This window comes from Nocardiopsis dassonvillei subsp. dassonvillei DSM 43111, from assembly GCF_000092985.1.
Taxonomy (GTDB): domain Bacteria; phylum Actinomycetota; class Actinomycetes; order Streptosporangiales; family Streptosporangiaceae; genus Nocardiopsis; species Nocardiopsis dassonvillei.
Genome location: NC_014210.1, coordinates 5,743,961 through 5,767,958, shown reverse-complemented (window position 1 = coordinate 5,767,958; position 23,998 = coordinate 5,743,961). Strand labels below are relative to the sequence as shown.

Below are 23,998 nucleotides of genomic sequence, written 5' to 3'. Positions count from 1 at the left end.
TCCACAGGCTTGTCCACAGGATGGCAGATCTCCGCGCACAGCGCAGAGTTATCCACAATGTGCAGATCAGAAGGTGTGCAAGAGGGCTGTTCCCGGCATCGGGGGAGCGCCGGCCGGTGCGAGGGGCAAGTTATCCACAGGCTGAGGTTATCCACAGACGCCGGGGGGTGTGGAAGTCTCACACGCCTGTGGACGACGAGTCGTCCACAGGGCGGGGGAGAGGCGGGTGCGGGTTCCGCGCCGACCGTCCGTGAGCGAGCGCGGAGGCGGGGAGGGGAGGGGCCAGGCCGGACGCGTGTAACCGCCGTCCACAGGCCCGATTTGACCCCGGCCGGACCAGGTCGTATCTTCTTTATGCTTATGCCGACGATCTGCCTGCGCCCGTGTTCGCACGGAGGCGCGGCCACGGCTCATGCACCCGTAGGCCCCGCATATCCTGGGGGTCTGTCGTAGTACTTATCCTGACACGCCCCTGGAGCCAGTAGTGAGCAAGCGTACGTACCAGCCGAACAACCGGCGTCGCGCGAAGGTCCACGGCTTCCGGCTGCGCATGCGTACGCGCGCCGGTCGCGCCATCATCGCCTCGCGCCGTCGCAAGGGGCGCGCGGCGCTGACCGTGAGCCACTAGGCCACGCCCAGCACCAAGCCCTTCGGGACCGTCCGGCCTTCTCGCCGGCCGGTCCCTTTGTCGTGGGAGAAGTACCGAAGCACGAAGGAAGCCGATGCTCTCGCCGAGGAACCGGATGCGCCACAGCGCCGAGTTCGGCTCCGTCATGCGTTCGGGACGGCGCGCGTCCAGGGACTGCCTGGGCGTCGTCTACCTCCCCCCGCCCTCCGGTGTCGCGGACGCCGACCCCCGCGGGTCGGGTTCGTGGTCAGCAAGGCGGTCGGGGGAGCGGTGGTGCGCAAGCGCGTACAGCGCAGACTGCGCCACCTGATGCGGTCTCGGTTGGCTGTTCTGCCAAACGGTAGCCTGCTTGTAGTGCGCGCCCGACCCGCCGCCGCCACCGCGCGGCACGAGGACCTGGCCGCCCAACTCGACAGCGCGATCGCCGCGGCGACGCGCCCCCGCGGGACGTCGTCGCGCCGCCGGTCCGGCCGGGGCCGGCCTCGGCCCCCGGTGGCCGATCCCGCGGTGCGCGAGACAGCAGGGAACCGACGCCCGGACGAGGGCGGAGAGCGGTGGGGCCGATGACCGAGCACAGACCGACGGTGTTCGCGCGCGTGTTGATCCTGCCCATCCGGGGTTACCAGCGCTTCATCAGCCCGCTCTTCCCCCCGGTCTGCCGTTTCTACCCCTCGTGCAGCGCGTACGCCGTCGAGGCGCTGCGCGTGCACGGAGCTCTGTACGGGTTGTGGCTGGGAGCCCGGCGTATCGCCCGTTGCCACCCCTTCAATCCGGGGGGGCTTGATCCGGTTCCGCCGCCCAGGGGGCGCCGGAACGGGGAGTCCGAGGAGTCTGCGGGCGGAGCCGGCCACACCGGAACCCCTCCCGGGGACCAGTAGCTGAAGCGAATCACATAGGAGTTGGCCGGTGCTGGACTGGCTTTACAACATCGTCGGCTGGATCTTGGTCCAGATCCACTCGGGTCTGACCTACATCGGCCTCGACACGGACAGCGGCTGGGCCTGGGGCCTGTCGATCGTCCTGCTCACCGTGCTCATGCGGCTCCTGCTGGTGCCGCTGTTCGTCAAGCAGATGAACACGCAGCGCAAGATGCAGGACATCCAGCCCAAGATCCTGAAGCTCCGCGAGCGCTACAAGCACGACAAGGAGCGCTTGCAGCGGGAGTCCATGAAGCTCTACCAGGAGAGCGGTACCAACCCGATCATGGGTTGCCTGCCGCTCCTCCTGCAGATGCCGGTCTTCTTCGCGCTCTTCAGCGTGCTGCGCAGCGTCGCCGAGGGCAACGCCCAGTACAACTTCACCCCGGAGCTGGTGGAGAGCGCGCGTGCGGCGCTCATCTTCGAGGCGCCCGTCGCGGCCCAGTTCAACAGCACTCCCGAGGAGCTCCTCGCGCTCGGCGCGTCCGACCCGATCATGGCCAAGGTCATCATCGCGATCGCCTGCGTGATCATGGGTACGACGACGTTCCTCACCATGCGCCAGAGCATGAAGCGCAGCGTCTCCCAGATGCCCGACAACCCCATGATGCAGACCCAGAAGATCATGATGTACATGGCGCCCCTGTTCGGGCTCTTCGGTCTCATGATGCCCGTGGGTGTGCTGGTCTACTGGGTCACCTCCAACGTCTGGACCATGGGGCAGCAGCACTTCCTCTACAGCAGGCAGCCGGCCCCCGGCCAGGACGAGGCCAAGGCCAAGAGCGGTGCCTCCGCCAACGGTTCCGCCAAGGGCATGCTCAGCCGAAAGAAGGCGGCGGAATCCGCTCCTGAGCCGAAGGAACAGCCTAAGATCGAACGCAAGCAGCCGAGGAAGCAGCCGCGTTCCAAGCGGGCCGGTGGTGGTCCGCGCTAGGTTCTGCGGCTCCCGGCCGAGAAGGCGTTCGAGTGCGCAGGCGACACTGCCCCTGAGGCGTACGGCGGCCAGGGCGTGAGGGATGAGGAGACGGGATCGCTGTGGCAAGTAGCGAGGAAGAGAGCGGTGGCGTAGCGGTGGCTGAGGCGCCTGAGGCCGGAATCGATGTCGAGGCCCTGGAGAACGAGGGCGACATCGCCGCGGACTACATCGAGGGACTCCTCGACATCGCGGACTTCGACGGCGACATCGACATGGACGTCGAGGGCGACCGCGCGATGGTCTCCGTCGTCGGTGCCACCCTCGACGAGTTGATCGGGGAGAAGGGCGAGGTCCTGGAGGCCCTCCAGGAGCTCACCCGGCTGGCGGTGCACCGGGCCACCGGTGAGCGCAGCCGCCTGATGCTGGACATCGGCGGGTACCGCGAGGACCGCCGCAAGGTGCTCTTCCAGGTCGGGACGGACGCCGCCAACAAGGCCAAGGAGACCGGCCAGACCCAGCCCCTGGAGCCGATGACCCCGTTCGAGCGCAAGGTCGTGCACGACGCGGTGGCCGCCGCCGGTCTGCACAGCGAGTCGGAGGGGGAGGAGCCCCACCGCTACGTGGTGGTGCGGCCCGCCCCCTAGGCGCGGACACCCCGGAGGGGGTGGCGATGTTTCACGTGAAACATCGCCACCCCCTCCGCTTGTACCCGGCTCCTGCCGTGTGGACCCCCTCGCCGTGTCGGCATGTGGCTCTGTCGACTTCTCGCCATGTGTGGCCGGACCGCGGACCGGGAAGGCAGAAGCGGGGGCCGTGGATGTTTCACGTGAAACCGCGGTGTCCTCCCGCGCGTAGGATTCAGGGTGGATCCCTTTTCTCCGCGCCGCTGCGCGTCCCCCTTCGCCCACCGGTCCCGCCGTGTGCGCGGACGCCGTGGCGAACCGACATGGAAGTGATGATGGACGAGTTCACAGGTGGTGACCGATGACCTCGGGCACTGAGGAGCCCGGCGCCGCGCTCCCCGCTCCCCCGGCGGAGGCGGAGGGGGTCTTCGGCACCTCCCTGCCGACGGCGCGGCGCTACGCCGAACTGCTCGCCGACGACGGGGTGCGCCGGGGCCTGATCGGTCCGCGCGAGGTCCCCCGCCTGTGGGAGCGGCACCTCATCAACTGCGCCGTCGTGGAGGAGCTGCTTCCCGAGGGCGCGGAGGTGGTGGACGTCGGCTCGGGCGCCGGGCTGCCCGGTCTGGTGCTCGGCCTGCTGCGCCCCGACATCCGCATGGTGCTGCTGGAGCCGCTGCTGCGCCGGACGGTCTTCCTCAACGAGGCCGTGGAAATCCTGGAGCTGCCCAACGTGGAGGTGCGGCGCGGCCGTGCCGAGGAGGCGCACGGCGAGGTCTACACCGACTTCGTCACCGCCCGCGCGGTCGCTCCCCTCAGCCGGCTCGCCGGGTGGTCCCTGCCCCTCCTGCGCGAGGGCGGCAGCCTGCTGGCGCTCAAGGGGGAGCAGGCGGAGGCCGAACTGGCCGCCGCGAAGGAAGACGTTTCGAAACTGCGGCCCAGCGTTAGCGATGTGATCAGGGTGGGGCGGGGTAAAGTCGATCCCGCTACCACGGTCGTTCGCGTCACGGTGACCGGTGGTCCGCCCGCGCCGAAGGCGCGCGGCGGCAAGAAGAAGCGCGGACGGAAGAGGTGAACTCCTTCGTGAACCCATCCGACAACCCCGGTGTTTCACGTGAAACATCCTCCTACGGAGACCTGCTCGATGTTTCACGTGAAACACCGTCCGGGGTTCCCGACACTCCGCTCGCCCGTGCGGCCCACGAGGCCATGGCGGTTCGCGGGCCCGACGACATCTGGCCCCGGCCCAAGGAATGCCGGGTGATCAGTGTGGCCAACCAGAAGGGCGGCGTCGGCAAGACCACCACGACGGTCAACATCGCGGCCGCCCTGGCGATGCACGGACAGCGCGTCCTCGTGGTCGACCTCGACCCGCAGGGCAACGCGTCCACCGCCCTCAGCATGGAGCGCGACAACCAGACCCGGTCCATCTACCACTGCCTGGTGGAGGACGAGGAGATCCGCAAGCTCGCCCAGCCGGTCCCGGAGATCCCCAACCTCTGGTGCGCCCCGGCGACCATCGACCTGGCGGGCGCCGAGATCGAACTGGTCTCGCTCGTCGCGCGCGAGGCCCGGCTCAAGCGGGCCTTCGCCGCCTACGACACCTCGGACCTGGACTACATCCTCATCGACTGCCCGCCCTCGCTCGGCCTGCTGACGGTCAACGCGATGGTGGCGTGCGACGAGGTCATGATCCCGATCCAGTGCGAGTACTACGCCCTGGAGGGTCTGGGGCAGCTGCTGCGCAACGTGGAGCTCGTCCAGTCCCACCTGAACCCGGGGCTGGCGGTCAGCACCATCCTGCTGACGATGTACGACGGCCGGACCAGGCTCTCCCAGCAGGTGGCCGACGAGGTGCGCTCGCACTTCGGGGACACCGTCCTGGAGACGCTGATCCCCCGGAGCGTCCGGGTGTCCGAGGCGCCCAGTTACGGCCAGTCGGTGATGACGTACGACCCGGCTTCCACCGGTGCGGTGGCCTACCTGGAAGCCGCCCGGGAGATCGCCCACAGGGCCAAGGTCTGACAAGCGGAAGAGGAGTGTGGAGGTGCCGGTGAGCCAGCAGCGGCGCGGACTGGGCAAGGGACTGGGGGCGCTCATCCCACAGGGGCCCGCGGCCCCCGCCCCCGCCCCCGTCACCGTCTCCGAGGAGGAGACCCAGCCCGTCGAGCCACGGGTGGAAGCCCTGCCCGACGGGACGTACCTGGAGGAGGTCGAGCTCAGCTCGATCATCCCCAACCCCCGCCAGCCGCGGAAGTACTTCGACGACCAGGCCCTGGAGGAGCTGCGGGACTCGATCAGCGAGGTCGGCCTGCTCCAGCCCATCGTCGTGCGCAAGCTGGAGGGTGAGGACGGCCCCCGGTACGAACTCATCATGGGCGAGCGCCGGATGCGGGCCAGCAAGGAGGCGGGGCTCACCCGCGTCCCCGCCATCGTCCGCAGTACCGACGACGACGAGCTGCTGCGCGACGCGCTCCTGGAGAACCTGCACCGGCAGGAGCTCACCCCCCTGGAGGAGGCGGCCGCCTACAAGCAGCTGCTGGACGACTTCGGCGCCACCCACGGGGAGCTGGCCCAGCGGATCGGCCGGTCCCGTTCGCACATCACCAACACCCTGCGGCTGCTCACCCTCCCGCCCAAGGTGCAGACGCGCGTGGCCGCGGGTGTGCTCAGCGCCGGGCACGCGCGGACGCTGTTGAAGGTCGAGGACCCCGACCTCCAGGACCGCCTCGCCGCCCGGGTGGTGGAGGAGGGCATCTCGGTCCGCTCCCTGGAGGAGATGGTGGCCCTGAGGGAGGAGCCCGAGGAGGAGAGGGTCCGCCGTGCCCCCACCCGGACCGCCAACCCTCCCCAGGTCGAGGAGTGGGCCTCCCGTCTCTCCGACCGGCTGGACACCACGGTGAAGGTCAACATGGGCAAGCGCAAGGGCAGGATCGTCGTGGAGTTCGCGACGCACGAGGACCTGGAGCGCATCATCAGCCAGATGGGTTAGCCCCCTTGGCGGTGATGTTTCACGTGAAACATCACCGCCGAAGGGGGCCCGGTACGGCGAAGGGCCCCCGAGATCCCAGGGATCTCGGGGGCCCTTCGCCGTACCGGCCTGCGGAGGAGCCGCGGGTGCGGCGGGTTCCGGGTTACAGGAACTCCGCGAGCTCCTTCTCCAGGACGCGCTTGGGCTTGGCGCCGATGATCTGCTTGACGACCTCGCCGTCCTTGTAGAGGTTCATCGTCGGCAGGGACAGCACGTTGTAGGAGCGCGGCGTCTCCGGGTTCTGGTCGGTGTTGAGCTTGACGACCTCGATCTTGTCGCCGTACTCGTCGGCCAGCTTGTCCAGGACCGGGGCCATCTGCTTGCACGGGCCGCACCAGTCGGCCCAGAAGTCCACCAGGACGGGCTTGTCGCTGGAGAGGACCTCCTCCTTGAAGGTGGCGTCGGTGACGTGCTTGACAGCGGACATGGTTCTCCTTGGTTCGACGTGTCCGGGGCAGGGGGCGAGGGGGGAGTCGGTGGCGGCGGCCCCGGGATCGGGCCCTGGGGCCAGCCGCCTCTAGTTGCCGCGCGCGGCGAGGTAGCGCTCGGCGTCCAGGGCGGCGGAGCAGCCGGTTCCCGCGGCGGTGATCGCCTGCCGGTACTGGTGGTCGACGACGTCGCCCGCGGCGAAGACGCCCTCCAGGTTGGTCCGCGTGGACGGGAAGTCCACCTTGACGTAGCCCTCTTCGTCCAGCTCGATCTGCTTGTCGAACAGGTCCACGCGCGGGTCGTGGCCGATCGCGACGAACAGGCCGGTCACGTCCAGGGTGCTGGTCTCGCCGGTCTGGGTGTCGAGCACCTTGAGGCCGGAGACGCGCTCCTCGCCCAGGACCTCGGTGACCGCCGAGTTCCAGAGGAAGGTGATCTTGTCGTTGGCGTGCGCGCGCTCGGCCATGATGCGGCTGGCGCGCAGCTGGTCGCGGCGGTGGATGACGGTCACCGACCTCGCGAACCGGGTGAGGAACAGGGCCTCCTCCATGGCGGTGTCGCCGCCGCCGACCACCGCGATGTCCTGGTCGCGGAAGAAGAAGCCGTCGCAGGTGGCGCACCAGGAGGTGCCGCGCCCGGACAGCTCCTTCTCGCCGGGGACGCCCAGCTCGCGGTAGCCGGAGCCGGTGGCGAGGATGACCGTGTGCGCGAGGAAGGTCTCACCGCCCGCGACGACCTCCTTGACCGGCTTGGTGAGGTCGACCTCGGTGACGTCCTCCGGCACCAGCTCGGCGCCGAACCGCTCCGCCTGCTTGCGCATGTGGTCCATGAGGTCGGGGCCCATGACACCGTCGGGGAAACCGGGGAAGTTCTCGACCTCGGTGGTGTTCATCAGCGCGCCGCCGGCGGTGATGGAACCCTCGAACACCAGGGGTCGCAGCTCGGCACGGGCGGCGTACACGGCGGCGGTGTACCCCGCCGGTCCGGAACCGATGATGATGACATTGCGGACGTCACTCACGCTCGTTGGCCCTTCACACAGTCGCTGCCCTGGCCACGCCGTGTGACCTCAGGGGAAGTTGGTTAGCACAACCGATGGTAGGCGCAGGGCATTCCCTTCGGGACATCGCCCCAGGTTACGGGGGCGGGGTATGCGTAGGAGGCGGTGCCGCGCACCCTTCGGGCCCCTCCCCGGGAGAGCCCGTCGGCGGCCGGCCGGCGCCCGCGCGGCGGGCGGGGACACCGGGAGCGGGGGAACGGCCGGGAGGCGCGGGACGGCCCCGGGAGAACGTGCGTCCCCGAGGGCGGTCGGGAACCCTCAGGGGCGCCGCTGGCGGCCGTCCAGGGCCGACCGCACCCCCAGGGCGACCGCGCCCGCCGCGAGCCCCCACGGGGCGTTCAGGGCCAGGACGGCGGCCACCCGGAGGACGGCGACGAGGACAACCGGTCCCGTGCCGCCACGGGGCCGGGTCCGTAGAATCGCCGCATGCCCAGTGACCGCCGGGGCGTCGTGGTCGACGCGCTCTTCGGGTTCGCCGTCTTCGCCGTGGTGGCGATCGCGGTCGCCTCCGACGTCAGCGACACGGGGAACCTGCCGCTCGGGTACGGGGTGGCCGGGGTCCTCGGCGCGCTCATGCTGGTCCGGCGCCGCCGACCGGTCGCGGTCCTGGTCGCCACCTCGGTCCTGGTCGTCGCCAACTACGTGCTCCAGCTGCCCGTCATCGGCCTGGCCGTCCCGGTGGCCGCAGCGCTGTACTCGGCCGCGGAGGCGGGACGCACCCTGTGGTCGGTGGGCCTGGCCGCCGCGCTGGTCCTGGTCTCCACGTTCACCCGGTTGCAGCAGGGGCAGGACCCCGCCTACCTCCTGGGGTACGAGCTGCCCACCACGGTGGCCGTCATGGGCGCGGCCACGGCCCTGGGCCACGTGCAGTGGCAGCGGCGCCGGGCCGAGCACCAGCGCGTGCGGATCGAGGTCCTCGACCGGCAGGCGCGCGAGTCCGAGGCGGCCGAGCGCCAGGCGCTCGAACGCACCCGTATCGCCCGCGACCTGCACGACGCCGTGGGGCACCACCTCTCCGTGGTGTCCCTGCACGCGGGGGTGGCCGCGGAGGCCCTGGACGACGACCCGGCGGACGTGCCCGTCGCGCGAGCCGAGCTGGATCACGTGGCCAGGGCCTCGCGGGCGGGTCTGAGCGAGCTGCGGGCCACCGTGCGCGCGCTGCGCGAGGCCGACCCCGGCGGCGACCGGGTCTCCTCCCTCGCGCACCTGGACGAACTCGTGGCGACGGTGCGCGCGGCCGGGGTGGACGTGGAGGTGACCGGGGTTCCCGCTCCCGGCGAGGTGCCCGGGATGGTGGACGCGACCGCCTACCGGATCGTCCAGGAGGCGCTGACGAACACGCTGCGCCACGCGCGCGCCCCCCGGGCGCGGGTGGCCTTCTCCAGGAGGGACGGGATGCTCGACGTGACGGTGACCGACGAGGGGACGGCCGTGCCGGTCGCGTCCCCCGGGGGCAGCGGGCTGGCGGGGATGCGCGAACGGGTGCGCCTGGTCGGCGGATCGGTGGAGGCCGCGCCCCGGCCCGGCGGCGGGTTCGGGGTGCGTGCGCTGCTGCCGCTCGGGGACGACCGGTGATCCGGGTCCTGCTCGTGGACGACCAACCCCTCGTCCGCACCGGGGTGCGCGCGCTGCTGGAGCGCGACGAGGGGATCGAGGTGGTGGCCGAGTCCCAGAACGGCCGCGAGGCGCTCGTGGACATCGACCGCCACCGCCCCGACGTGGTCCTGCTCGACCTCCAGATGCCCGTGATGGACGGCCTGGCGGTGCTCCGCGAGCTGGGACGCCGCGGCGGCCCCGCGCCCGGGAGGTCCACAAACGCACATGTCGACACGTCGACGGACCACGGGGTCCGGGTGGTCGTGCTCACCACGTTCGGCGAGGACGACAACGTGTTCACCGCGCTGCGGCTGGGCGCCTCCGGCTTCCTGCTCAAGGACGCTGGTCCGCGGCAGTTGCGGGACGCGGTCCGCACCGTGGCGGCGGGGGACGCCCTGCTCTCGCCGGGGGTCACCCGCAGGGTGATCGAGCGCCTCGCCGACACCGCGGTCGCCCCCGGTAGCGCCTCCCGGCTGGACGTGCTCACCGGCCGGGAGCGCGACGTGCTCGCGCTGGTCGGACGCGGTATGTCGAACCAGGAGATCGGCGCCGCGCTCCACCTGAGCCCGGCGACCGCGCGCACCCACGTGGGGCGCCTCCTGGCCAAGCTCGGAGTCCGCGACCGGGTCGGCCTGGTGGTGGTCGCCTACGAGACGGGCCTGGTCCGCCCGGGCCGGTGAGCGTACGCCCGCAGGCGGCTCCGGCCCCGTCCCGGCGACATGTCGACACGGCGTCAAAGGGACACGGCGTCGGGCGGACACGGGCCCGGAGCGGTCAGGGTGCCCGGACGGTCTCCTGGGCGAGGACGTTCTGGCCGGGGTCGCCGCCCTGGGCACAGGCCGGGTCGACCACGTACACCTCGAACCGCTCGCCCCGGGGGGAGAACAGCACCCACGCGGGGGACTCCCCGTCGCCGTAGCGGGCGTCGTCGACCAGGGTGAAGTGCCCGCCGAACTCCTCACCGAGGAGCACCACGCACTCCTGCACGCCGGGGGGAGCCGCCTGGACGGCCAGGGGGGCGGTCTCCATGCCCCCTCCGGGTTCGCCCCCGCCTGCGGCACCGGTCCCGCCCACGGGGGACAGGTCGAGCGTCCGGGCGGCCTGCTCGGCCAGGGCCGCCTCGGTGTAGACGGTCCCGCTCCGCACCACCTGAGGCGTGTAGGACTGCGCCGTGTCCGGGGCGTTCTCCTGGCCGTTCTCCGCCAGCGGGGCCGCGACACCGGTCTCCCCGCCCTGACCGCCCGGGGTGAGCACGCCGTTGAACAGGGCCGCGCCGCCGCCCCCCACGACGACCGCCGCGGCGGCGGCCAGCATCATCAGCCGGGCCCTGCTCAGGCTCCGCCCGCTCCGGGGCCGGCGTGGGAGAGGGGTCACCGTGGCGCCGCCGGGTACCGGGGCGCCCCCGGTCTGCGGCGGCGCGGCGTCCTCCGTACCGACCGCGCCCGCCGCGCGCTCGCGCGCCGCCTCCGCGACGCGCTGGTCGAGGAGGTCGGCCACGTCCCGGGGCAGGGCGGGAACCGGTGCGGCGGCCAGCGCCTCGGACACCCCGGTGAGCTCTCCCAGGGTCGTCGCGCAGGTCGCGCAGGTGTCTATGTGGGCTGCGACGGTGCGTTCCTCGTCGGGCTCCAGGAGCTCCTCGGCGAAGAAGGCGAGTGCCTCCACGTCTGGATGGGACGTCACGATGGGTTGGCACCTCCTCTCCCAGTTGTGACGTCTCCGGCCTGTCGAGGGTTCCTCAGATGGGCCAGCGACGGGAGAAGTCTGGCGCGACCTCGCGCACACCTGCTCTTGACCGTCCCCGACGCCACGTCGAGGATCTGCGCGGCCTCCTCCACCCGGTAGCCGAGCATGTCCACGAGGGTCAGCGCCATGCGCTGGTCCAGCGGGAGCAGGTCCAGCGCGGCGTTGACGTCCAGGCGCGTCTCGGTCTGCGAGGCGTGGTCCGGCCCCCCTCCCGAGCGGCCGAGACGCTCGTTGGACATGACGTCCAGGGTCTCGTCCTCGGTCGGGGTGGCCGGGCGCACCTTGCGGCGGCGCAGCCGGTCGTGGCAGGCGTTCACCACGATCCGGTGCAGCCACGTGCTCACCTGCGCCTCACCGCGGAAGCGGTCGGCGGCGCGGAACGCGGACAGGAACGCGTCCTGGAGGGCGTCGGAGGCCTCCTCGCGGTCGCCCATCATGCGCACGGCGACAGCCCAAAGGCGCTCGCGGTGCCGACGCACCAGGACCGCGAAGGCCTGGTCGTCGCCCTGAGCGTGCCTCGTCAACAGCTCCCGGTCAGGAAGCTCCTGGACCGCGTCCATCAGTACCCGATCACGTACTCCGCTACTCGACCCCTCGTACCTCGGCCTCGTAGACCGTGCCCCTCCACTCGCCGGACCCGGCCAGCTCGGTGAACCAGACCACGACGTAGCGGGCCTCGACCGGTTCGTCGAGGGTGACGACCTGGGAGCCGCCCGTGCCCGATCCGACGACCTCGTAACCGGTCTCGCTGTCCGAGTCGCTCTCGCCGGCCAGGATCTGGAACTCGTAGCCGCTGCCGCCGAGGTTGAGGTCCACCTCGTGGACCTCGTGGACGGCGCCGAGGTCGAGCTGGAGTCCGACGCCGGGCTTGATGTCGCTGAGCGGGTCCCTGTAGCCCTGGGTGTTCCACTCGGTGGCGGTGTCCCCGTCGTGGGCGCGGCCCGCCTTGTCCGAGTGCTCGTCGGTGTTGCCGTGCGGGTTGAGGCCGCGTGACCCCTGGATCTCCAGCGGGCTCAGCTCCACCTCCCCGCCGCCGTCCGCGGCCTGGCCGCCGCCGCCCTCGGGCGGGGCCTCCTCGCCTCCGCCCGCGCTGAACATCGTCCCGACCGTCCAGGCGCCGACGACCACACCGGCGAACAGCACCAGGGCCGCCACGCCGATCAGGATCTTGCGGAGCGAGGGCTGCGTGCGCGCGGTCCGCTGCTCCATCCGGGAGGGGCCCTGCCGCTCACGCACCTCGGAGCCGCCCCGGACGGAGCCGCCGCCCCGCGAGGAGGATCCCGTCCGTCCGACGGAACCGTGGCGCGCCTCCTGGTCGTCCCGTGCGCCCGCGGCCCCGCCACGGGTACCGCGAGGGCCGCGGCGCGGGCCGGTGCTGTCGAACTCGCCGGTGCGCCGGGAGGTCCCGGGCACGGGCGGGGCCGACTCGGCCTGGGTGACGGGCAGGGGGATGAGCCGGGGCACCTCGGCCATGGCCGCGCAGAAGTCGGCCGGCGAGGCGATGGGCGGTCCGGGCACCAGCTGCCCCGCGAGCTGCGGCAGGGCGGCGCGCGTGGTGATGGTGCCCAGGGGTTCGGTGACGCCCTGGCGGATGTGGTGGGGAGGGTAGGGGCCCGCGGGACCCTCGGGTGCGGCGGGCAGGCCGCTCTGCGGGCCGCCGGGCCAGTGCCCGGTGAGCGCCGCGTAGAGCAGGTTTCCCAGCCCCTGGGCGTCGGTGGCCGCGGGGTCGGGGTTGCCGGCGCCCAGCAGGGCGGCGTCCACACCGATGCCGGTCACCTTGACCGCGCCGCCGCTGCTCCACATGAGCTTGCTCGGGGTCAGGCACAGGTGGTGAAGGCCTCCGGCGTGCGCGGCGGCGATCGCCTCGGCGGCCTCGGCGACCAGCCCGGCGGCGCGCTCGGGCTCCATGGGGCCCTGCGCGAGGAGGTCGGCCAGGGAGGAGCCGATGACCCACTCCTCGACCACGTAGGGGACGGGGGAGGAGTCGTCGGCGTCGAAGACCTGCGTGACGCGGGCGTCGGGAATGCGGCTCGTGGCCCGGGCGGCGCGCACGACCTCGGAGGTGCGCGGGAAGCCCTCGGCGAAGGTCCACACCGCCACGGGACGCGCGAGCGTCTCGTCGGTGGCCTTCCAGCGTGTGGCGCCGCCGGTCTCGCTCACCACTTGGTCTAGGCGGTAGCGGTTGGCCAGCTTCGCACCGGGTTCGATGAGGAAGGTGCTCATGATGGGAGTGACGGGTGCCAGTGCCGTGGTTTCGCGTGCGTCCGCGCTCCCTGGCCGTCTGCGGACCGGAGCGGTACGGGGTGCGCGCGAGGGGTCCGTCGGCCCTGCCTGCTGTCCCCAGCCTCCCTTCGGGCAGTTCGGTTGAACAATGCGGTAGCGGTAAAGCGATGCCTGTCCATGCTAGGACGCGTGAACAGCATCTTCGGAGGACAACGGATACTCGGCCACCTTCCGGTGCGTAACGGAGCGGGTCCGCTCAATCTCAGCTATTCCTGGTGATCAGCGGCGTCGCAACCGGGTTTTGAGCAAATCGAGGAAGGATGTGACTTCTGTCACTTTGAGGAGCTTTGCGGTCACCACGAACAGCACGGCTCCGACGGCGCCTCCCGCCGCCATCGCCGCCAGACCCGGCCAGACCTCGCCCGGCAGGTCCCGGAAGAGGTAGATCATCGCCACCCCGAAGGCCGCGGACGGGGCGGCGGCCAGGTGCAGCCGGAGCAGCGTGGCCGCGGTCCGGCGCCCGTCCAGGCCGTTGAGCCGCCGGTGCAGCATGTACCACATGATGACGGAACCGACGACGTAGTACAGGCCGTACGGTACGGGAAGCCACACCACGACGTGCTGCGGTTCCACGAGGAACAGCAGGCCGATCGCCGTGGTCGCGTGGGCGATCTCGGAGGGGATCGACACCAGGGCCGGGGTCCGGGTGTCGCCCAGAGCGTAGAACACGCGCATCTGGAGCTGGAAGAGCGTGAACGGGATCAGCATCACGCAGAAGACCATGAGGATGCGCCCGATGGCGGCCGCGTCCTCGGCACTCGTGCTGCCCTGCGCGTAGATCAGCACGCAGAACGGGATCGCGAAGACGATCATCGCGACCGAGAGCGGCGCGATCAGCACCGAGGACAGGCGGAAACCGCGTGAGAAGTCGCTGCGCACCTGGTCCTTGCGGCCCGCGGCCACGTGCTCGCTCATCCTGGGCAGCAGCGCGGTGATCACCGAGACGGCGATGACCGCGTACGGGAGCTGGAAGAGCATCGACGCGAACTTGTACGCCGCGATGCCCGCGCCGGACTCGAAGCCCGCGTCGGCGGCCAGGGCGCCCGCGCGGGTGGCCACGTTGGTGGAGACCAGCGCCCCCACCTGCGCGACGACGATGTAGAGCATCATCCACGAGGCGGCTCCGGCCGCCTCGCCCAGGCCCGAGCCCCGCAGGTCCAGGCGCGGGCGCCATCGGAAGCCCGCCGCGGCCAGCGCCCACACCAGGACGGCGGCCTGGACCACCTGCCCCAGGGCGGTGCCCAGCCCCAGCAGCATCAGCTGGCCGTCGGTGACGGTCTCGGGGGTGCGCCCGGGACCGGCCAGGTTCAGGAACCACACGCAGACGCCGATGATGACCACGTTGTTCAGCACCGGCGCCCACATGGGCGCGCCGAACCTGTTGCGCGCGTTGAGCATCGCGCTGGCCAGCCCGCTGGCGCCGATGAAGAAGATCTGCGTGACCAGGTACCGGGCCAGGACGACGGAGACCTCGTACTGGGCCCCGGAGAACCCGCCCGCGTAGATGCGGATGAACCACTCCGCGACCAGCACCGACACCAGCGTGAGGGCGAACAGCACCAGCAGCATCAGGGTGACCAGGCGCTGCTCGACGCCGTCGCCCCCGTCGGCGTCCAGCTTGCGCCGCTTGACCAGGAACGGCACGAACACGCTGGCCAGCAACCCGCCGATGAGCAGGTCGTAGACCATGTACGGGACCATGCCCGCCGTCTGGTAGGCGTCGCCCAGCAGCTGGGTGCCGATCGCCGCCGCCAGGATGATGGTGCGCACGAAGCCCGTGACACGGGAGACGATGGTGCCCAGCGCCATGATCGCGCTCGACCGGGCGAGGTTGCCCGGCGCCGTGTGGGAGGTACCGCCGATCTCGTCGCCGTCCTCCAGGCGGTCGGCGGTGCCCACGTCGCCGATGTCGCTCGGGTCCCGGAGCGTGTGCAGTCCGGTCTCGGGCTCGGTGCCCGGCTCCTCGCGCTCGTAGGTGTCGAGCACGTCCTCCGGCATCACCATGGCGGGCCGCCGACGGGTTCTGTTCCCGTCGGGCGGCTCGGCGTCCCCGGGGGACGTCCGCTGCGGCAGCTCGCTGGACACCGTCGTGCTGTCCTTCACTCTCGTTCGGGCGGCTTCGGGGCCTCGGCGGGGCAGAGCCGGGGGAGGGGGGTCACGGCATCAACGACGCAGCCGGGCGCGGATCAGTTCCACGGCACCGGTCAGCTCCGGGACGCGCAGCAGCCGCGCGCATCCCAGGAAGAGCAGCGCGCCCAGGACGCATCCGGCGGCCGGGGCGCCGATGTAGGTGGCCAGGCCGGGGCCGACGTAGGTGTCGAAGGCCCAGAGCACACCGAGGCCGGCCGCGATGCTCGGGACGGCGGCCAGGTGCAGGCGCAACAATGTGCCAATGACGTGCTTGCCGTCAAGCCCCCCGATGCGCCGGCTCAGCACGATTCCGGCGATGGTCAGCCCGGACAGGAACGAGATCATGAAGCCCGCGGCCACGCCCACGACCACCAGGTTCGGCGGAAGCACCAGGTAGGACGTCAGCGCCAGGGCGCTGTGCACGGCCAGGTTGGCGAGGCCGAGCATCGCGGGGGTGCGGGTGTCGCCCATGGCGAAGAACACGCGCAGCATGAGCTGGAACACGGTGAAGGGCACCAGCCCCAGCGACATGACCGCGAGGATCTGGCCGATGCTCTCCGCGTCGTCCACCGAGATGGACCCGCGCGCGAAGGCCAGGACGGACAGCGGCTCGGCGAACATCGCCACCGCGAAGGCGGTCGGAACCAGCACGAACGCGGAGACGCGCAGGGTGCGGGAGAAGTCCGCGCGGACCGCGTCCCAGTCGTGGTCGTCGGCGTGGGCGCTCATCCGGGGCAGCAGCACGGTGATGAGGGAGACCGCGATGATCGCGTACGGCAGCTGGAAGAGCTGGTACGCCAGGTTGTAGGCGCTGATGCCCGCGCCGACGTCCAGGCCCTCCCTGATGCTCGCCACGTTCGCGGCGTTGGCGATGTTGGTGGTGATCCACAGTCCGGCCTGGGTGAGCAGGGTGTAGAGCATCATCCACCCGGCGGTGCGCACGGCGTCGCCGAGCCCGGAGCCGCGCAGGTCCAGGCGGGGCCGCCAGCGGTAGCCGGTGCGGGACAGGGCCGCGAACAGCACGACGGCCTGGAGCGCCATACCGGCCGCGGTGCCCGCGCCCAGCAGGGTCAGCTGGCCGTCGGTGACGGTCTCGGGGGTGCGGCCCGGACCGGCCACCCACAGGAACACGGCCGCCACGCTCATGATGACGAGGTTGTTCAGCACCGGGGCCCACACGGCCGCGCCGAACCGGTTGCGGGTGTTGAGCATGGCGCTCAGCAGGCCGCTCATGCCCACGAAGAAGATCTGCGCCAGCAGGTACCGCGCGAGGTAGACCGAGGCGTCGAACTGGATCGGCGTGAACCGGGAGCCGTAGAGCCAGATGAGGAACTCGGCGGCCGCGATCGCGACCGCGGTGAGCAGCAGCAGCGCCAGCAGCGTGGTGGTGAACAGCCGGTCCTCGGTGGCCTTGCCGCCGTCCGCGTCGCGCTTTCGCCGCTTGACCAGGAAGGGGATGATGACGCTGGCCATCAGCCCGCCGATGAGCAGGTCGTTGAGGATGAAGGGGATCGTGTGCGCCGTGTGGTAGGCGTCACCGAGCAGGTGGGTGCCGATGGCGGCGCCGAGCACGATGGTGCGGGCGAAGCCGGTGATCCGGGAGGCCAGGGTGCCCACGGCCATGATGGCGCTGGAGCGCATCATGCCGCCGCCGCCCGACCCGGTGTCCCCGCCCCGGTCGGAGCCGCCGCCGGAGTCCCCTCCGGACCCGGGGGCGGTGTCGGTGACGGGACCCGGCACATCACCCTCCTCGAAGGTGGGCGCGGGGCCGCTCTCGGGACGGACCGCGCTCGGGACCGGGGCTTGCGGCTGGGGGCGTCGGCGGTGCTTCCCGCCGCCGTTCGAAGAGTCGGTGACCACCGTGGATCAGGCTTCCTTTCGTCCGACTGGGGAATGTCCGGCCGCGGCGCCGTGGTCCGGCGTCCGCGGGTCGGCCACGCGGGTGCGGACCGCGTGCGCCGACATGGAGACGTGCGGGTGTGTCGACATGGCGTCCTGTCGGTAGGGAGCCATGTCACCCTCTCCGGAACCGCTGGGTCACGTGCCCGTGCCGTCGCGGTCCCGCTCCGCGCCGCCCGCCGCGGCTGGGGAGTCGGCTTTCTCGTGGCCGGAGTGGTCCTCCGGCCGCTCGGTGTCCTCGGCTCCGTCCGCCTCCCCGTCCGGGGCGGCCTCCCCGGCGGGGGAGGCGTCCTTCGCGGGGGAGGGGCCCCCGGCAGTGTCCGAGGCGGTGTCGCGGTCCGTCGCGGAGGAGGTGCTCCCGGACGGGTCCTCGGAGGGTGTTGCCCCGGAGTGTGGGACGCCCGCGGAGCCCTCGGTGTTCGCGCCGTCCCGGTCCGCCCCGGAGGCGGTTCCGGAGGCCTCCGCGGCCTCGGGCGCCTCGGCGGTCCCGGAGGTTTCGGAGGCGGCCGCGGCGGCCTTGCTGCGGGCCCACTTGCGCAGCGCGCGCGGGGCCAGGGCCGCGACGAGGATCAGCAGGCCGATACCGCTGATGGCCAGCGCCTGGGTGCCCAGACCGGTGGCGTTCACCGGGATCTCGACGTCCTGGCTGCTGATCGGCTCGCCCTCGGAGTTCTGCAGCCCCACGTTGAGGACCGTGCGGCCGTTGACCCGGGCCGACAGCGGGATGTACACCGTGGTCCTGGTGCCCGGCTCCAGCTCGAAGGAGTGGTTGTACTCGCCCACGCTCAGGCGGTCGGAGTTCTCGGAGAAGACCGACAGGTTCACGAAGACGGTCTCGTCCTCCAGGTCGTTGGCGACCAGGACACCGGTGGTGCCGGTCCGGCTGGCCAGGGTGACCGGCTCGCCGGGGATGACCCGCACGTCGTTCATGCGGTCCTGCACGTCCTGGGCGACCAGGGAGCGGGTGGCGCCCGCCATGGCCTCCTCCTCCCGCCAGTACACCGACTCCAGGCGCAGCAGCGCCGGGCGGAGCGGGTCGCTGTCGCCGACCAGGACGCTGTTGAACAGGCGCACGTCCCGGCTCACGTCCTCGATCAGCTCCAGGTAGGTGGAGCTGAGCTCCTCCCCGTAGGCGCTGTCGGGGTAGGTCAGGGACCGGCGGGTCCGCTCGCGCTCACCGGCGTCGGGCAGCTCGACCTCGTCCAGGCTCCGGGGGGACAGCCACGGCAGGTCCTCGGAGGCGGCCAGCACGCCCCGGGCGAACTCGGCGTCGGGGTTCCAGTCCGGCTCCGGTGAGGCGACGACCACCCGGCCGCCCCCGGCGTTCTCGCCCGCGATCATCGCCGTCTCGGCGGCGAAGCGCTGGAGCGCGAGCTCGGACTGGCCCGGCTTCCCGGTGGGCATGGACAGCACGTCGGTGATGCCCTGGTCGGCGACCAGGGCGAACGGCTCCTCGGACGCCTCCTCCTCCGGCGCGGGGAGCGGGGCCTGCGCGGTGGGGGTCGTGGACAGCCAGGACACGGCGGGCAGGGCCCTCTCGTCGAGCAGGAAGCGGGTCGCGCCGTGCGAGGCGAGCAGCTGGTGGACGCTCCGGTCCATCAGGCCGCCGGGGGGCAGGGCGAAGGTCTCGTCGGCCTCCGTCTCCAGCGCGCGCAGGACCGCCTCCTGGCCGACCCTCAGGGCCGCCTCGGCGTCGGAGCCCATGTCGTTCCGCAGCAGGGCGGCCAGGTCGGCCCGGGCGTAGGGGGTGGCCACGACGTGGTCGGCGGCCAGCACGCGGCGGGCCTCGCGCAGCCACACCTGGGCCGCCTCGCTGGCCTCGACCTCGTGCCGCACCGGCTCGGACTCGGCGGGCACCGCGAGGGGGTCCTCCACGACCGCGTGCCCGGAGGAGGCCATGCGCAGGATGTCGTCGAGCGTGCCGGGGTCCACGGCCCAGGTGACCGGGACCCCCCCGGTGCGCTCGGTGGCCTCCTCGGCGGACTCGTCCTCGTCCTCCGCGTTCTCCGCGCCCTCGCCGGTGGCCTCCTCCGTGGGGAGGGCCTCCGCGGTCTCCTCCGCGGTGGCCGTGCCCTCCGAGGGCTCCTCGGACTCCTCGTTCAGGCCCAGCAGCTCGACCAGGTCCTCCTCCCCGGCCTCGAAGGACACCGGCGCCTGCGCCCCCGCGGCCAGCAGGCGGCCCAGGCGGCCGTCGGCGGCGACCGACGAGTGCAGGTCGTCGTCGAGGAAGGTGTCCTCGTCCGCGCGCTGGGGCGACGCCATCAGCGGCCACACCCAGGCGATGTCCACGGAGGGGACGTCGTCCCCGCCCGTGTAGGGGAGGAAGGTGTACTGGGAGCCGATGACCCGGCCGCCCCCGTCCACGGCCTCGACGACCAGCGGGTAGACGCCGTAGGAGTCCAGGTCGAGGTCCTCGACCGGCACGCTCAGGGAGTACTCGGCGCTGGCCTCGGGGGCCAGTTCCGCGGCGACCTCCTCGTCGGGCCCCGGCGCGTCGGGCTGCCAGCCCTCTCCCGAGGCGAACTCGTCCAGCTCGCCGCGGTCGCTGAAGGGGTGCCGCGAGTAGCTGAGCCGCACGCTGACGTCGCTCAGGTCCTCGGAGGTGGTGTTGGTCACCTCGCCGACGACCCGCAGGGTGCTGTCCTCGTCGGCCGCGTCCGGTGTGACGCGCTCGACGACGAGCGGATCGGCCGTCTGCTCCGCGTTCGCGGACGTGGCCGGTATCGGAAGCAGCGCGGTGGTGAAGGCCATGACCACCGTCGCGGAGACAAATCGACGCAACGCTTGACCGGTTTCCTGACTCGGGTCCAGGTGGCCGTCCCGCCGGTGACGCGGTGCGGGGGGACGGTCGGAAGTACCCGCACGGCGCACACGGCGTACGCGGGTCGGGTGGACGCGGGGCAACCGGGGCGTCCTACCACTTCCCTCGAAGATACCGCCTTCCCCGTGCGTGGAGTCGGGTCGCGGCCGTCGCGCGGCGTGTGTGGGGAAACCGGGTTCCCCGCCGAACGGCGGCGGACCGCCGATCCGTGTACGGCCCGGTACCGGGGGCGGGGACGATTCGCGGTTTGCTTCGGGCGCCGCCTAGTCTCGTGGTGTGCCGAACACAGAGTTTTCGCGGGAGAACGACGCCGCCCAGCAGCCGGACGCCGGGGACGCGACCGGTGCGGGCGCGCTGACCGGTGCGCAGCGCGCCGCGGTCACGGCGTTGGCGGACTCCTTCCCGACCGTCTCGGAGGAACTCGGCGAGCGCTTCGCCGCGCACGGCCAGCAGCTCGCCCTCGTCGGCGGACCGGTGCGCGACGCCCTCCTGGGCAGGCCGGCCAACGACGTGGACCTGACCACGGACGCGGTGCCCCAGCGCATCCTGGAGCTCGTGGACGGCTGGGCCGACTCCGTGTGGACCGTCGGCATCGACTTCGGCACCGTGGGCCTGCGCAAGAAGGGCCTCCAGCTGGAGGTCACCACCTACCGCAGCGAGTCCTACTCGCCCAAGTCCCGCAAGCCCGAGGTGGCCTACGGCACCGACATCCACGACGACCTGCTGCGCCGCGACTTCACCGTCAACGCCATGGCGGTGCGCCTGCCCGGCCTGGAGTTCGTCGACCCGTTCGGCGGCCTGGCCGACCTGCGGGCCAAGGTGCTGCGCACCCCCGGCAGGCCCGAGGACTCCTTCAGCGACGACCCGCTGCGCATCATGCGCGCGGTCCGCTTCGCCGCCCAGCTCGGCTTCACCCTGGCTCCCGAGGTGGCCGAGGCCGCCCGGGACATGGCCGACCGGCTCTCCATCGTCTCCGCCGAGCGCGTCCGCGACGAGCTGACCAAGCTCATGCTCAGCCCCGACCCGCACCGCGGCATCGAGCTCATGGTGGACCTGGGCATCGCCCGGTACGTGCTCCCGGAGATCCCCAAGCTGCGCCTGGAGATCGACGAGCACCACCGGCACAAGGACGTCTACGAGCACTCGCTCACCGTCCTGGACCAGGCGATCGAGCTGGAGGAGAAGCGGGGCCACGAGCCCGACCTGGTGCTGCGCCTGGCCGCGCTGCTGCACGACGTCGGCAAGCCCAAGACGCGCGCCTTCGAGTCCGGGGGGCGGGTGACCTTCCACCACCACGAGGTGGTGGGCGCCTCGATGAGCCGCAAGAGGCTCACCGCGCTGCGCTTCCCCAAGGACGTGGTGTCCGACGTCAGCACCCTGGTCGAACTGCACCTGAGGTTCCACGGCTACGGCAGGGGCGAGTGGACCGACTCCGCGGTCCGCCGGTACGCCCGCGACGCCGGTTTGCAGCTGGAGCGGCTGCACATCCTCACCCGTGCCGACTGCACCACCCGCAACCGCCGCAAGGCGGCGGCGCTGGCGCGCTCCTACGACGACATCGAGCGGCGCATCGAGCTGCTCGCCGAGCAGGAGGAGCTGGACCGCATCCGCCCGGACCTGGACGGCAACGAGATCCAGGAGATCCTGGGGGTCAAGCCGGGTCCCGTGGTCGGCCGCGCGTACCGCTTCCTGCTGGAGCTGCGCCTGGAGAACGGCCCGATGGGCAGGGAGGCCGCGACCGAGGAGCTGCGCGCCTGGGCGGCCGAGCACCTGTGAGGGTCAGCGGCCCGGCTTGACCGCCGTGACCGCCATGGCCATGCCGAACACGCGCAGCGGGGTGTCCTCCAGGGTGTCGGACAGGGTCTGCAACGCCGTGGTGCGGCGGTCGAACGGCGGCATCAGGTAGTCGATGGCGCGCACGCGCAGCCCTGCTCCCCGCAGCAGTCGGCCCATCTGCTGGGTGGTGAACGCGCGCGCGTCCGACATGCGCGCGTGCAGGGGTCCGACCCAGGGCAGGAAGGGCGCGGTCAGCGCCGAGCGGCGCCGGCCGCCCCACAGCACGCCGTGGGTCTCGAAGGGAAACCAGCGGTTGGGCGTGGTCAGGGAGAACGCGCCGCCCGGCTTGAGGACCCGGCGGACCTCGCGCAGGGCGCCCTCCAGGTCATCGACGTGCTCGACCACCTCGAACGCGGTCACGCGGTCGAAGGTGTTGGCGTCGAAGGCCAGCGCGTCGGCGGACATCTTGTGGATGCCGATCCGGTCCTCCAGCCCGGTGCCCGCGATGCGCCCGGCGAACGCGTTGAGCCGCTCGGGTTCGAGGTCGATCGCGTCCACGCGCACGTAGCCCCCGGCCAGTTCGACCGTGTAGGTGCCGTCGCCGCAGCCCACGTCGAGCAGGCGGTCGCCGCGGACGGGCAGCTGCCGGGTCACCGCCCCGACGCGCTTGACCACCCCCCGCGGCCCGAAGGCGCTGGAGGCGTCGCACAGTGCGTCACCGGTGTTCATGGAGGACCATCCCCGCTGTCGACAAGTCTCCCCGTGGACACTACAACACGTGACGACATGGTGACGTGTCGATGTGTCGCCAGGTCGACAGGGCGCTACGCGACCTCGCGCTCCGCCTCGGCGGCGCTGGCGCGGCGCCCGCGCACGACCCAGGCGGCGCCCATCACCAGGTAGGCCGCGGCCATCGCGACGACCACCGCGGGGTTCACCCCGGACGGCGGGACCAGCGCGGCGGCCAGCGCCGCGCCCAGGACGAACGTGGCGTTGAACAGCACGTCGTACACCGAGAACACCCGCCCCCGGAACGCGTCGTCGACATGTCGCTGAACCAACGTGTCGACGGTGACCTTGACCCCCTGGGAGACGAAGCCCAGCGCGAACGCGGCCACGGGGAAGAGCACGGGTGAGAAGGGCAGTCCGAACACCACCAGGACCGCCGACGCCGCCGCCAGCTGCAGCACGATCCACGCCCCCGGGGCCATCCGGGCGGTCGCCCACGGCGTGGCCACCGCGCCCACCAGGAACCCCGCCCCCGACAGGCCCATCGCCACCGAGAAACCGGCCAGTCCGGCCACACCGCCGCCGGTGAAGGTGTTGTTGTACAGCAGCAGCGTCAGCAGCGTGGAGATCCCGAACAGCACCCGGTGGCCGCCGATCGTGAGCAGCGCGTCGCGGGCCTCCGGGCGCGCCCAGAGGTGGCGCACCCCCGAGACCATGCCCCGCACCACGTTGCGCACGGCCGCCGCGACCTCGTCCGGTTCCCGCTCCAGGTGCGGTCCCAGCTCGTCGTGGCCCAGGGTGAGGGAGACCAGCGCCGCCCCGGCGAAGCCGAGCGCGGCCATGGACAGGATGAGCCCGGTGCCCAGGGCGTCCTCGCCGCCGAGCAGCCCGATCGCGGCGCCCGCCCCCGCGCCCAGGAAGCTCGCCGCGGTACCGCTGGTGGGCGTGACCGCGTTGGCCATCATCAGCTTGTCCCGGGCCACCACGTAGGGCAGTCCGGCGGACAGCCCGGACAGGAAGAAGCGGTTGACGCTCAGCACCAGGAGCGCGGTGAGGAGGAAGGCGGGGCTCTCGCCCCGTGCCACCAGGAACGCGCTCGCCACCGCGAGCGCCGCCTTGGCCAGGGAGGACAGCAGCAGGATCTGGCGCCGGGGCCACCTGTCGATCAGGACCCCGGCGAACGGCGCCACCACCGAGAACGGAAGGAGCAGCACCGCGAAGGCCGCGGCGACGGCGCCCGCACTGGTGTGCTGCTCGGGGGTGAAGAAGACGAAGCCCGCCAGCCCGGCCTGGTACACCCCGTCGGAGAACTGCGCCACCAGCCGGGTGCCGAACAGGCGGCGGAACCGGGGCCCCCGCAGGACCACGCGCAGATCACCGAAGAAGGACACGGCACCAAGGGTAGGCCGTGCCCGGGGCC

Annotated in this window: 20 protein-coding genes and 1 pseudogene; 11 read left to right on the top strand and 10 right to left on the bottom strand. The window is 72.0% G+C overall.

Features of this window, described 5'->3' with window-relative positions:
• The first annotated feature begins 484 nt into the window (after positions 1–484).
• The 8 genes and pseudogenes from rpmH to NDAS_RS24000 all read left to right on the top strand — a co-directional run bounded on the left by rpmH (position 485) and on the right by NDAS_RS24000 (position 6,073).
• Positions 485–628 (top strand): 50S ribosomal protein L34, encoded by a 144-nt coding sequence (gene rpmH, locus NDAS_RS24035; RefSeq protein WP_013155858.1) that lies wholly within the window; start codon positions 485–487, stop codon positions 626–628.
• A gap of 94 nt (positions 629–722) precedes the next feature.
• A pseudogene (gene rnpA, locus NDAS_RS24030) lies at positions 723–1,195 on the top strand (ribonuclease P protein component).
• Positions 1,192–1,506, top strand: coding sequence for a membrane protein insertion efficiency factor YidD (yidD, locus tag NDAS_RS24025; RefSeq protein WP_026338384.1), 315 nt, complete (start codon positions 1,192–1,194; stop codon positions 1,504–1,506). The pseudogene rnpA and the gene yidD overlap by 4 nt, the downstream one beginning before the upstream one ends.
• Positions 1,507–1,534: 28 nt before the next feature.
• Positions 1,535–2,479: a membrane protein insertase YidC gene (yidC, locus tag NDAS_RS24020; protein WP_013155855.1), complete on the top strand. Its 945-nt coding sequence runs from the start codon at positions 1,535–1,537 to the stop codon at positions 2,477–2,479.
• Positions 2,480–2,616: 137 nt separating this feature from the next.
• Positions 2,617–3,105, top strand: a complete 489-nt coding sequence (locus NDAS_RS24015) for a Jag family protein (RefSeq protein WP_013155854.1) — start codon at positions 2,617–2,619, stop codon at positions 3,103–3,105.
• Positions 3,106–3,445: 340 nt separating this feature from the next.
• Positions 3,446–4,156 carry a 16S rRNA (guanine(527)-N(7))-methyltransferase RsmG gene (gene rsmG, locus NDAS_RS24010; protein ID WP_013155853.1) on the top strand — a complete coding sequence of 237 codons (711 nt, stop codon included), beginning with the start codon at positions 3,446–3,448 and terminating at the stop codon, positions 4,154–4,156.
• A gap of 134 nt (positions 4,157–4,290) precedes the next feature.
• The gene (locus tag NDAS_RS24005) at positions 4,291–5,106 is read left to right on the top strand and encodes a ParA family protein (RefSeq protein ID WP_049800333.1); all 816 of its coding nucleotides are present in this window, start codon (positions 4,291–4,293) and stop codon (positions 5,104–5,106) included.
• Between the two features lie 28 nt (positions 5,107–5,134).
• The gene (locus NDAS_RS24000; RefSeq protein WP_041553283.1) at positions 5,135–6,073 is read left to right on the top strand and encodes a ParB/RepB/Spo0J family partition protein; all 939 of its coding nucleotides are present in this window, start codon (positions 5,135–5,137) and stop codon (positions 6,071–6,073) included.
• A 142-nt stretch (positions 6,074–6,215) separates the two neighbouring features.
• On the opposite strand, the gene trxA is transcribed toward NDAS_RS24000, so the two are convergent.
• On the bottom strand, positions 6,216–6,539 hold the full coding sequence (gene trxA, locus NDAS_RS23995; protein WP_013155850.1) for a thioredoxin: 324 nt from the start codon (positions 6,537–6,539) through the stop codon (positions 6,216–6,218).
• Positions 6,540–6,629: 90 nt separating this feature from the next.
• Positions 6,630–7,562: a thioredoxin-disulfide reductase gene (gene trxB / locus NDAS_RS23990; protein WP_013155849.1), complete on the bottom strand. Its 933-nt coding sequence runs from the start codon at positions 7,560–7,562 to the stop codon at positions 6,630–6,632.
• Positions 7,563–8,027: 465 nt separating this feature from the next.
• On the opposite strand from trxB, the gene NDAS_RS23985 reads away from it, so the two are divergent.
• Together NDAS_RS23985 and NDAS_RS23980 are read left to right on the top strand one after the other, a co-directional pair.
• Complete coding sequence (locus NDAS_RS23985) at positions 8,028–9,176, top strand: sensor histidine kinase (RefSeq protein WP_013155848.1); 1,149 nt, start codon at positions 8,028–8,030, stop codon at positions 9,174–9,176.
• Positions 9,173–9,877 carry a response regulator gene (locus NDAS_RS23980; protein ID WP_013155847.1) on the top strand — a complete coding sequence of 235 codons (705 nt, stop codon included), beginning with the start codon at positions 9,173–9,175 and terminating at the stop codon, positions 9,875–9,877. The genes NDAS_RS23985 and NDAS_RS23980 overlap by 4 nt, the downstream gene beginning before the upstream one ends.
• A 94-nt stretch (positions 9,878–9,971) precedes the next feature.
• On the opposite strand, the gene NDAS_RS23975 is transcribed toward NDAS_RS23980, so the two are convergent.
• The 6 genes from NDAS_RS23975 to NDAS_RS23950 form a co-directional block, all read right to left on the bottom strand.
• Positions 9,972–10,877, bottom strand: coding sequence for a hypothetical protein (locus tag NDAS_RS23975; protein ID WP_013155846.1), 906 nt, complete (start codon positions 10,875–10,877; stop codon positions 9,972–9,974).
• The gene (gene sigM / locus NDAS_RS23970; RefSeq protein WP_013155845.1) at positions 10,874–11,500 is read right to left on the bottom strand and encodes an RNA polymerase sigma factor SigM; all 627 of its coding nucleotides are present in this window, start codon (positions 11,498–11,500) and stop codon (positions 10,874–10,876) included. The genes NDAS_RS23975 and sigM overlap by 4 nt, the downstream gene beginning before the upstream one ends.
• A gap of 22 nt (positions 11,501–11,522) precedes the next feature.
• Entirely contained in the window at positions 11,523–13,163 is a 1,641-nt protein-coding gene (locus NDAS_RS23965; RefSeq protein ID WP_013155844.1) for a protein kinase family protein, read from the bottom strand.
• A gap of 279 nt (positions 13,164–13,442) precedes the next feature.
• On the bottom strand, positions 13,443–15,227 hold the full coding sequence (murJ, locus tag NDAS_RS23960) for a murein biosynthesis integral membrane protein MurJ (RefSeq protein WP_041553282.1): 1,785 nt from the start codon (positions 15,225–15,227) through the stop codon (positions 13,443–13,445).
• A 159-nt stretch (positions 15,228–15,386) separates the two neighbouring features.
• Positions 15,387–17,213, bottom strand: coding sequence for a murein biosynthesis integral membrane protein MurJ (gene murJ, locus NDAS_RS23955; protein ID WP_041552988.1), 1,827 nt, complete (start codon positions 17,211–17,213; stop codon positions 15,387–15,389).
• Positions 17,214–17,390: 177 nt separating this feature from the next.
• On the bottom strand, positions 17,391–20,003 hold the full coding sequence (locus NDAS_RS23950; protein WP_013155840.1) for a DUF6049 family protein: 2,613 nt from the start codon (positions 20,001–20,003) through the stop codon (positions 17,391–17,393).
• A 346-nt stretch (positions 20,004–20,349) separates the two neighbouring features.
• Here NDAS_RS23950 and NDAS_RS23945 point away from each other — a divergent pair, with 346 nt between their 5' ends.
• Complete coding sequence (locus NDAS_RS23945) at positions 20,350–21,849, top strand: CCA tRNA nucleotidyltransferase (protein WP_013155839.1); 1,500 nt, start codon at positions 20,350–20,352, stop codon at positions 21,847–21,849.
• A gap of 3 nt (positions 21,850–21,852) precedes the next feature.
• On the opposite strand, the gene NDAS_RS23940 is transcribed toward NDAS_RS23945, so the two are convergent.
• Positions 21,853–22,578, bottom strand: a complete 726-nt coding sequence (locus NDAS_RS23940) for a class I SAM-dependent methyltransferase (protein WP_013155838.1) — start codon at positions 22,576–22,578, stop codon at positions 21,853–21,855.
• 95 nt (positions 22,579–22,673) lie between these two features.
• On the bottom strand, positions 22,674–23,969 hold the full coding sequence (locus tag NDAS_RS23935) for an MFS transporter (protein WP_013155837.1): 1,296 nt from the start codon (positions 23,967–23,969) through the stop codon (positions 22,674–22,676).
• Between the last annotated feature and the right edge of the window lie 29 nt (positions 23,970–23,998).

Excerpts from the sequence above, each read along its gene's own strand:
- sigM (WP_013155845.1), bottom strand. The coding sequence starts at position 11,500 with ATGGACGCGGTCCAGGAGCTTCCTGACCGGGAGCTGTTGACGAGGCAC.
- trxA (WP_013155850.1), bottom strand. The coding sequence starts at position 6,539 with ATGTCCGCTGTCAAGCACGTCACCGACGCCACCTTCAAGGAGGAGGTC.
- NDAS_RS23940 (WP_013155838.1), bottom strand. The coding sequence starts at position 22,578 with ATGAACACCGGTGACGCACTGTGCGACGCCTCCAGCGCCTTCGGGCCG.
- NDAS_RS23950 (WP_013155840.1), bottom strand. The coding sequence starts at position 20,003 with ATGGCCTTCACCACCGCGCTGCTTCCGATACCGGCCACGTCCGCGAAC.
- NDAS_RS23985 (WP_013155848.1), top strand. The coding sequence starts at position 8,028 with ATGCCCAGTGACCGCCGGGGCGTCGTGGTCGACGCGCTCTTCGGGTTC.
- yidD (WP_026338384.1), top strand. The coding sequence starts at position 1,192 with ATGACCGAGCACAGACCGACGGTGTTCGCGCGCGTGTTGATCCTGCCC.
- murJ (WP_041553282.1), bottom strand. The coding sequence starts at position 15,227 with ATGGTGATGCCGGAGGACGTGCTCGACACCTACGAGCGCGAGGAGCCG.
- NDAS_RS23965 (WP_013155844.1), bottom strand. The coding sequence starts at position 13,163 with ATGAGCACCTTCCTCATCGAACCCGGTGCGAAGCTGGCCAACCGCTAC.
- NDAS_RS24005 (WP_049800333.1), top strand. The coding sequence starts at position 4,291 with ATGGCGGTTCGCGGGCCCGACGACATCTGGCCCCGGCCCAAGGAATGC.
- rsmG (WP_013155853.1), top strand. The coding sequence starts at position 3,446 with ATGACCTCGGGCACTGAGGAGCCCGGCGCCGCGCTCCCCGCTCCCCCG.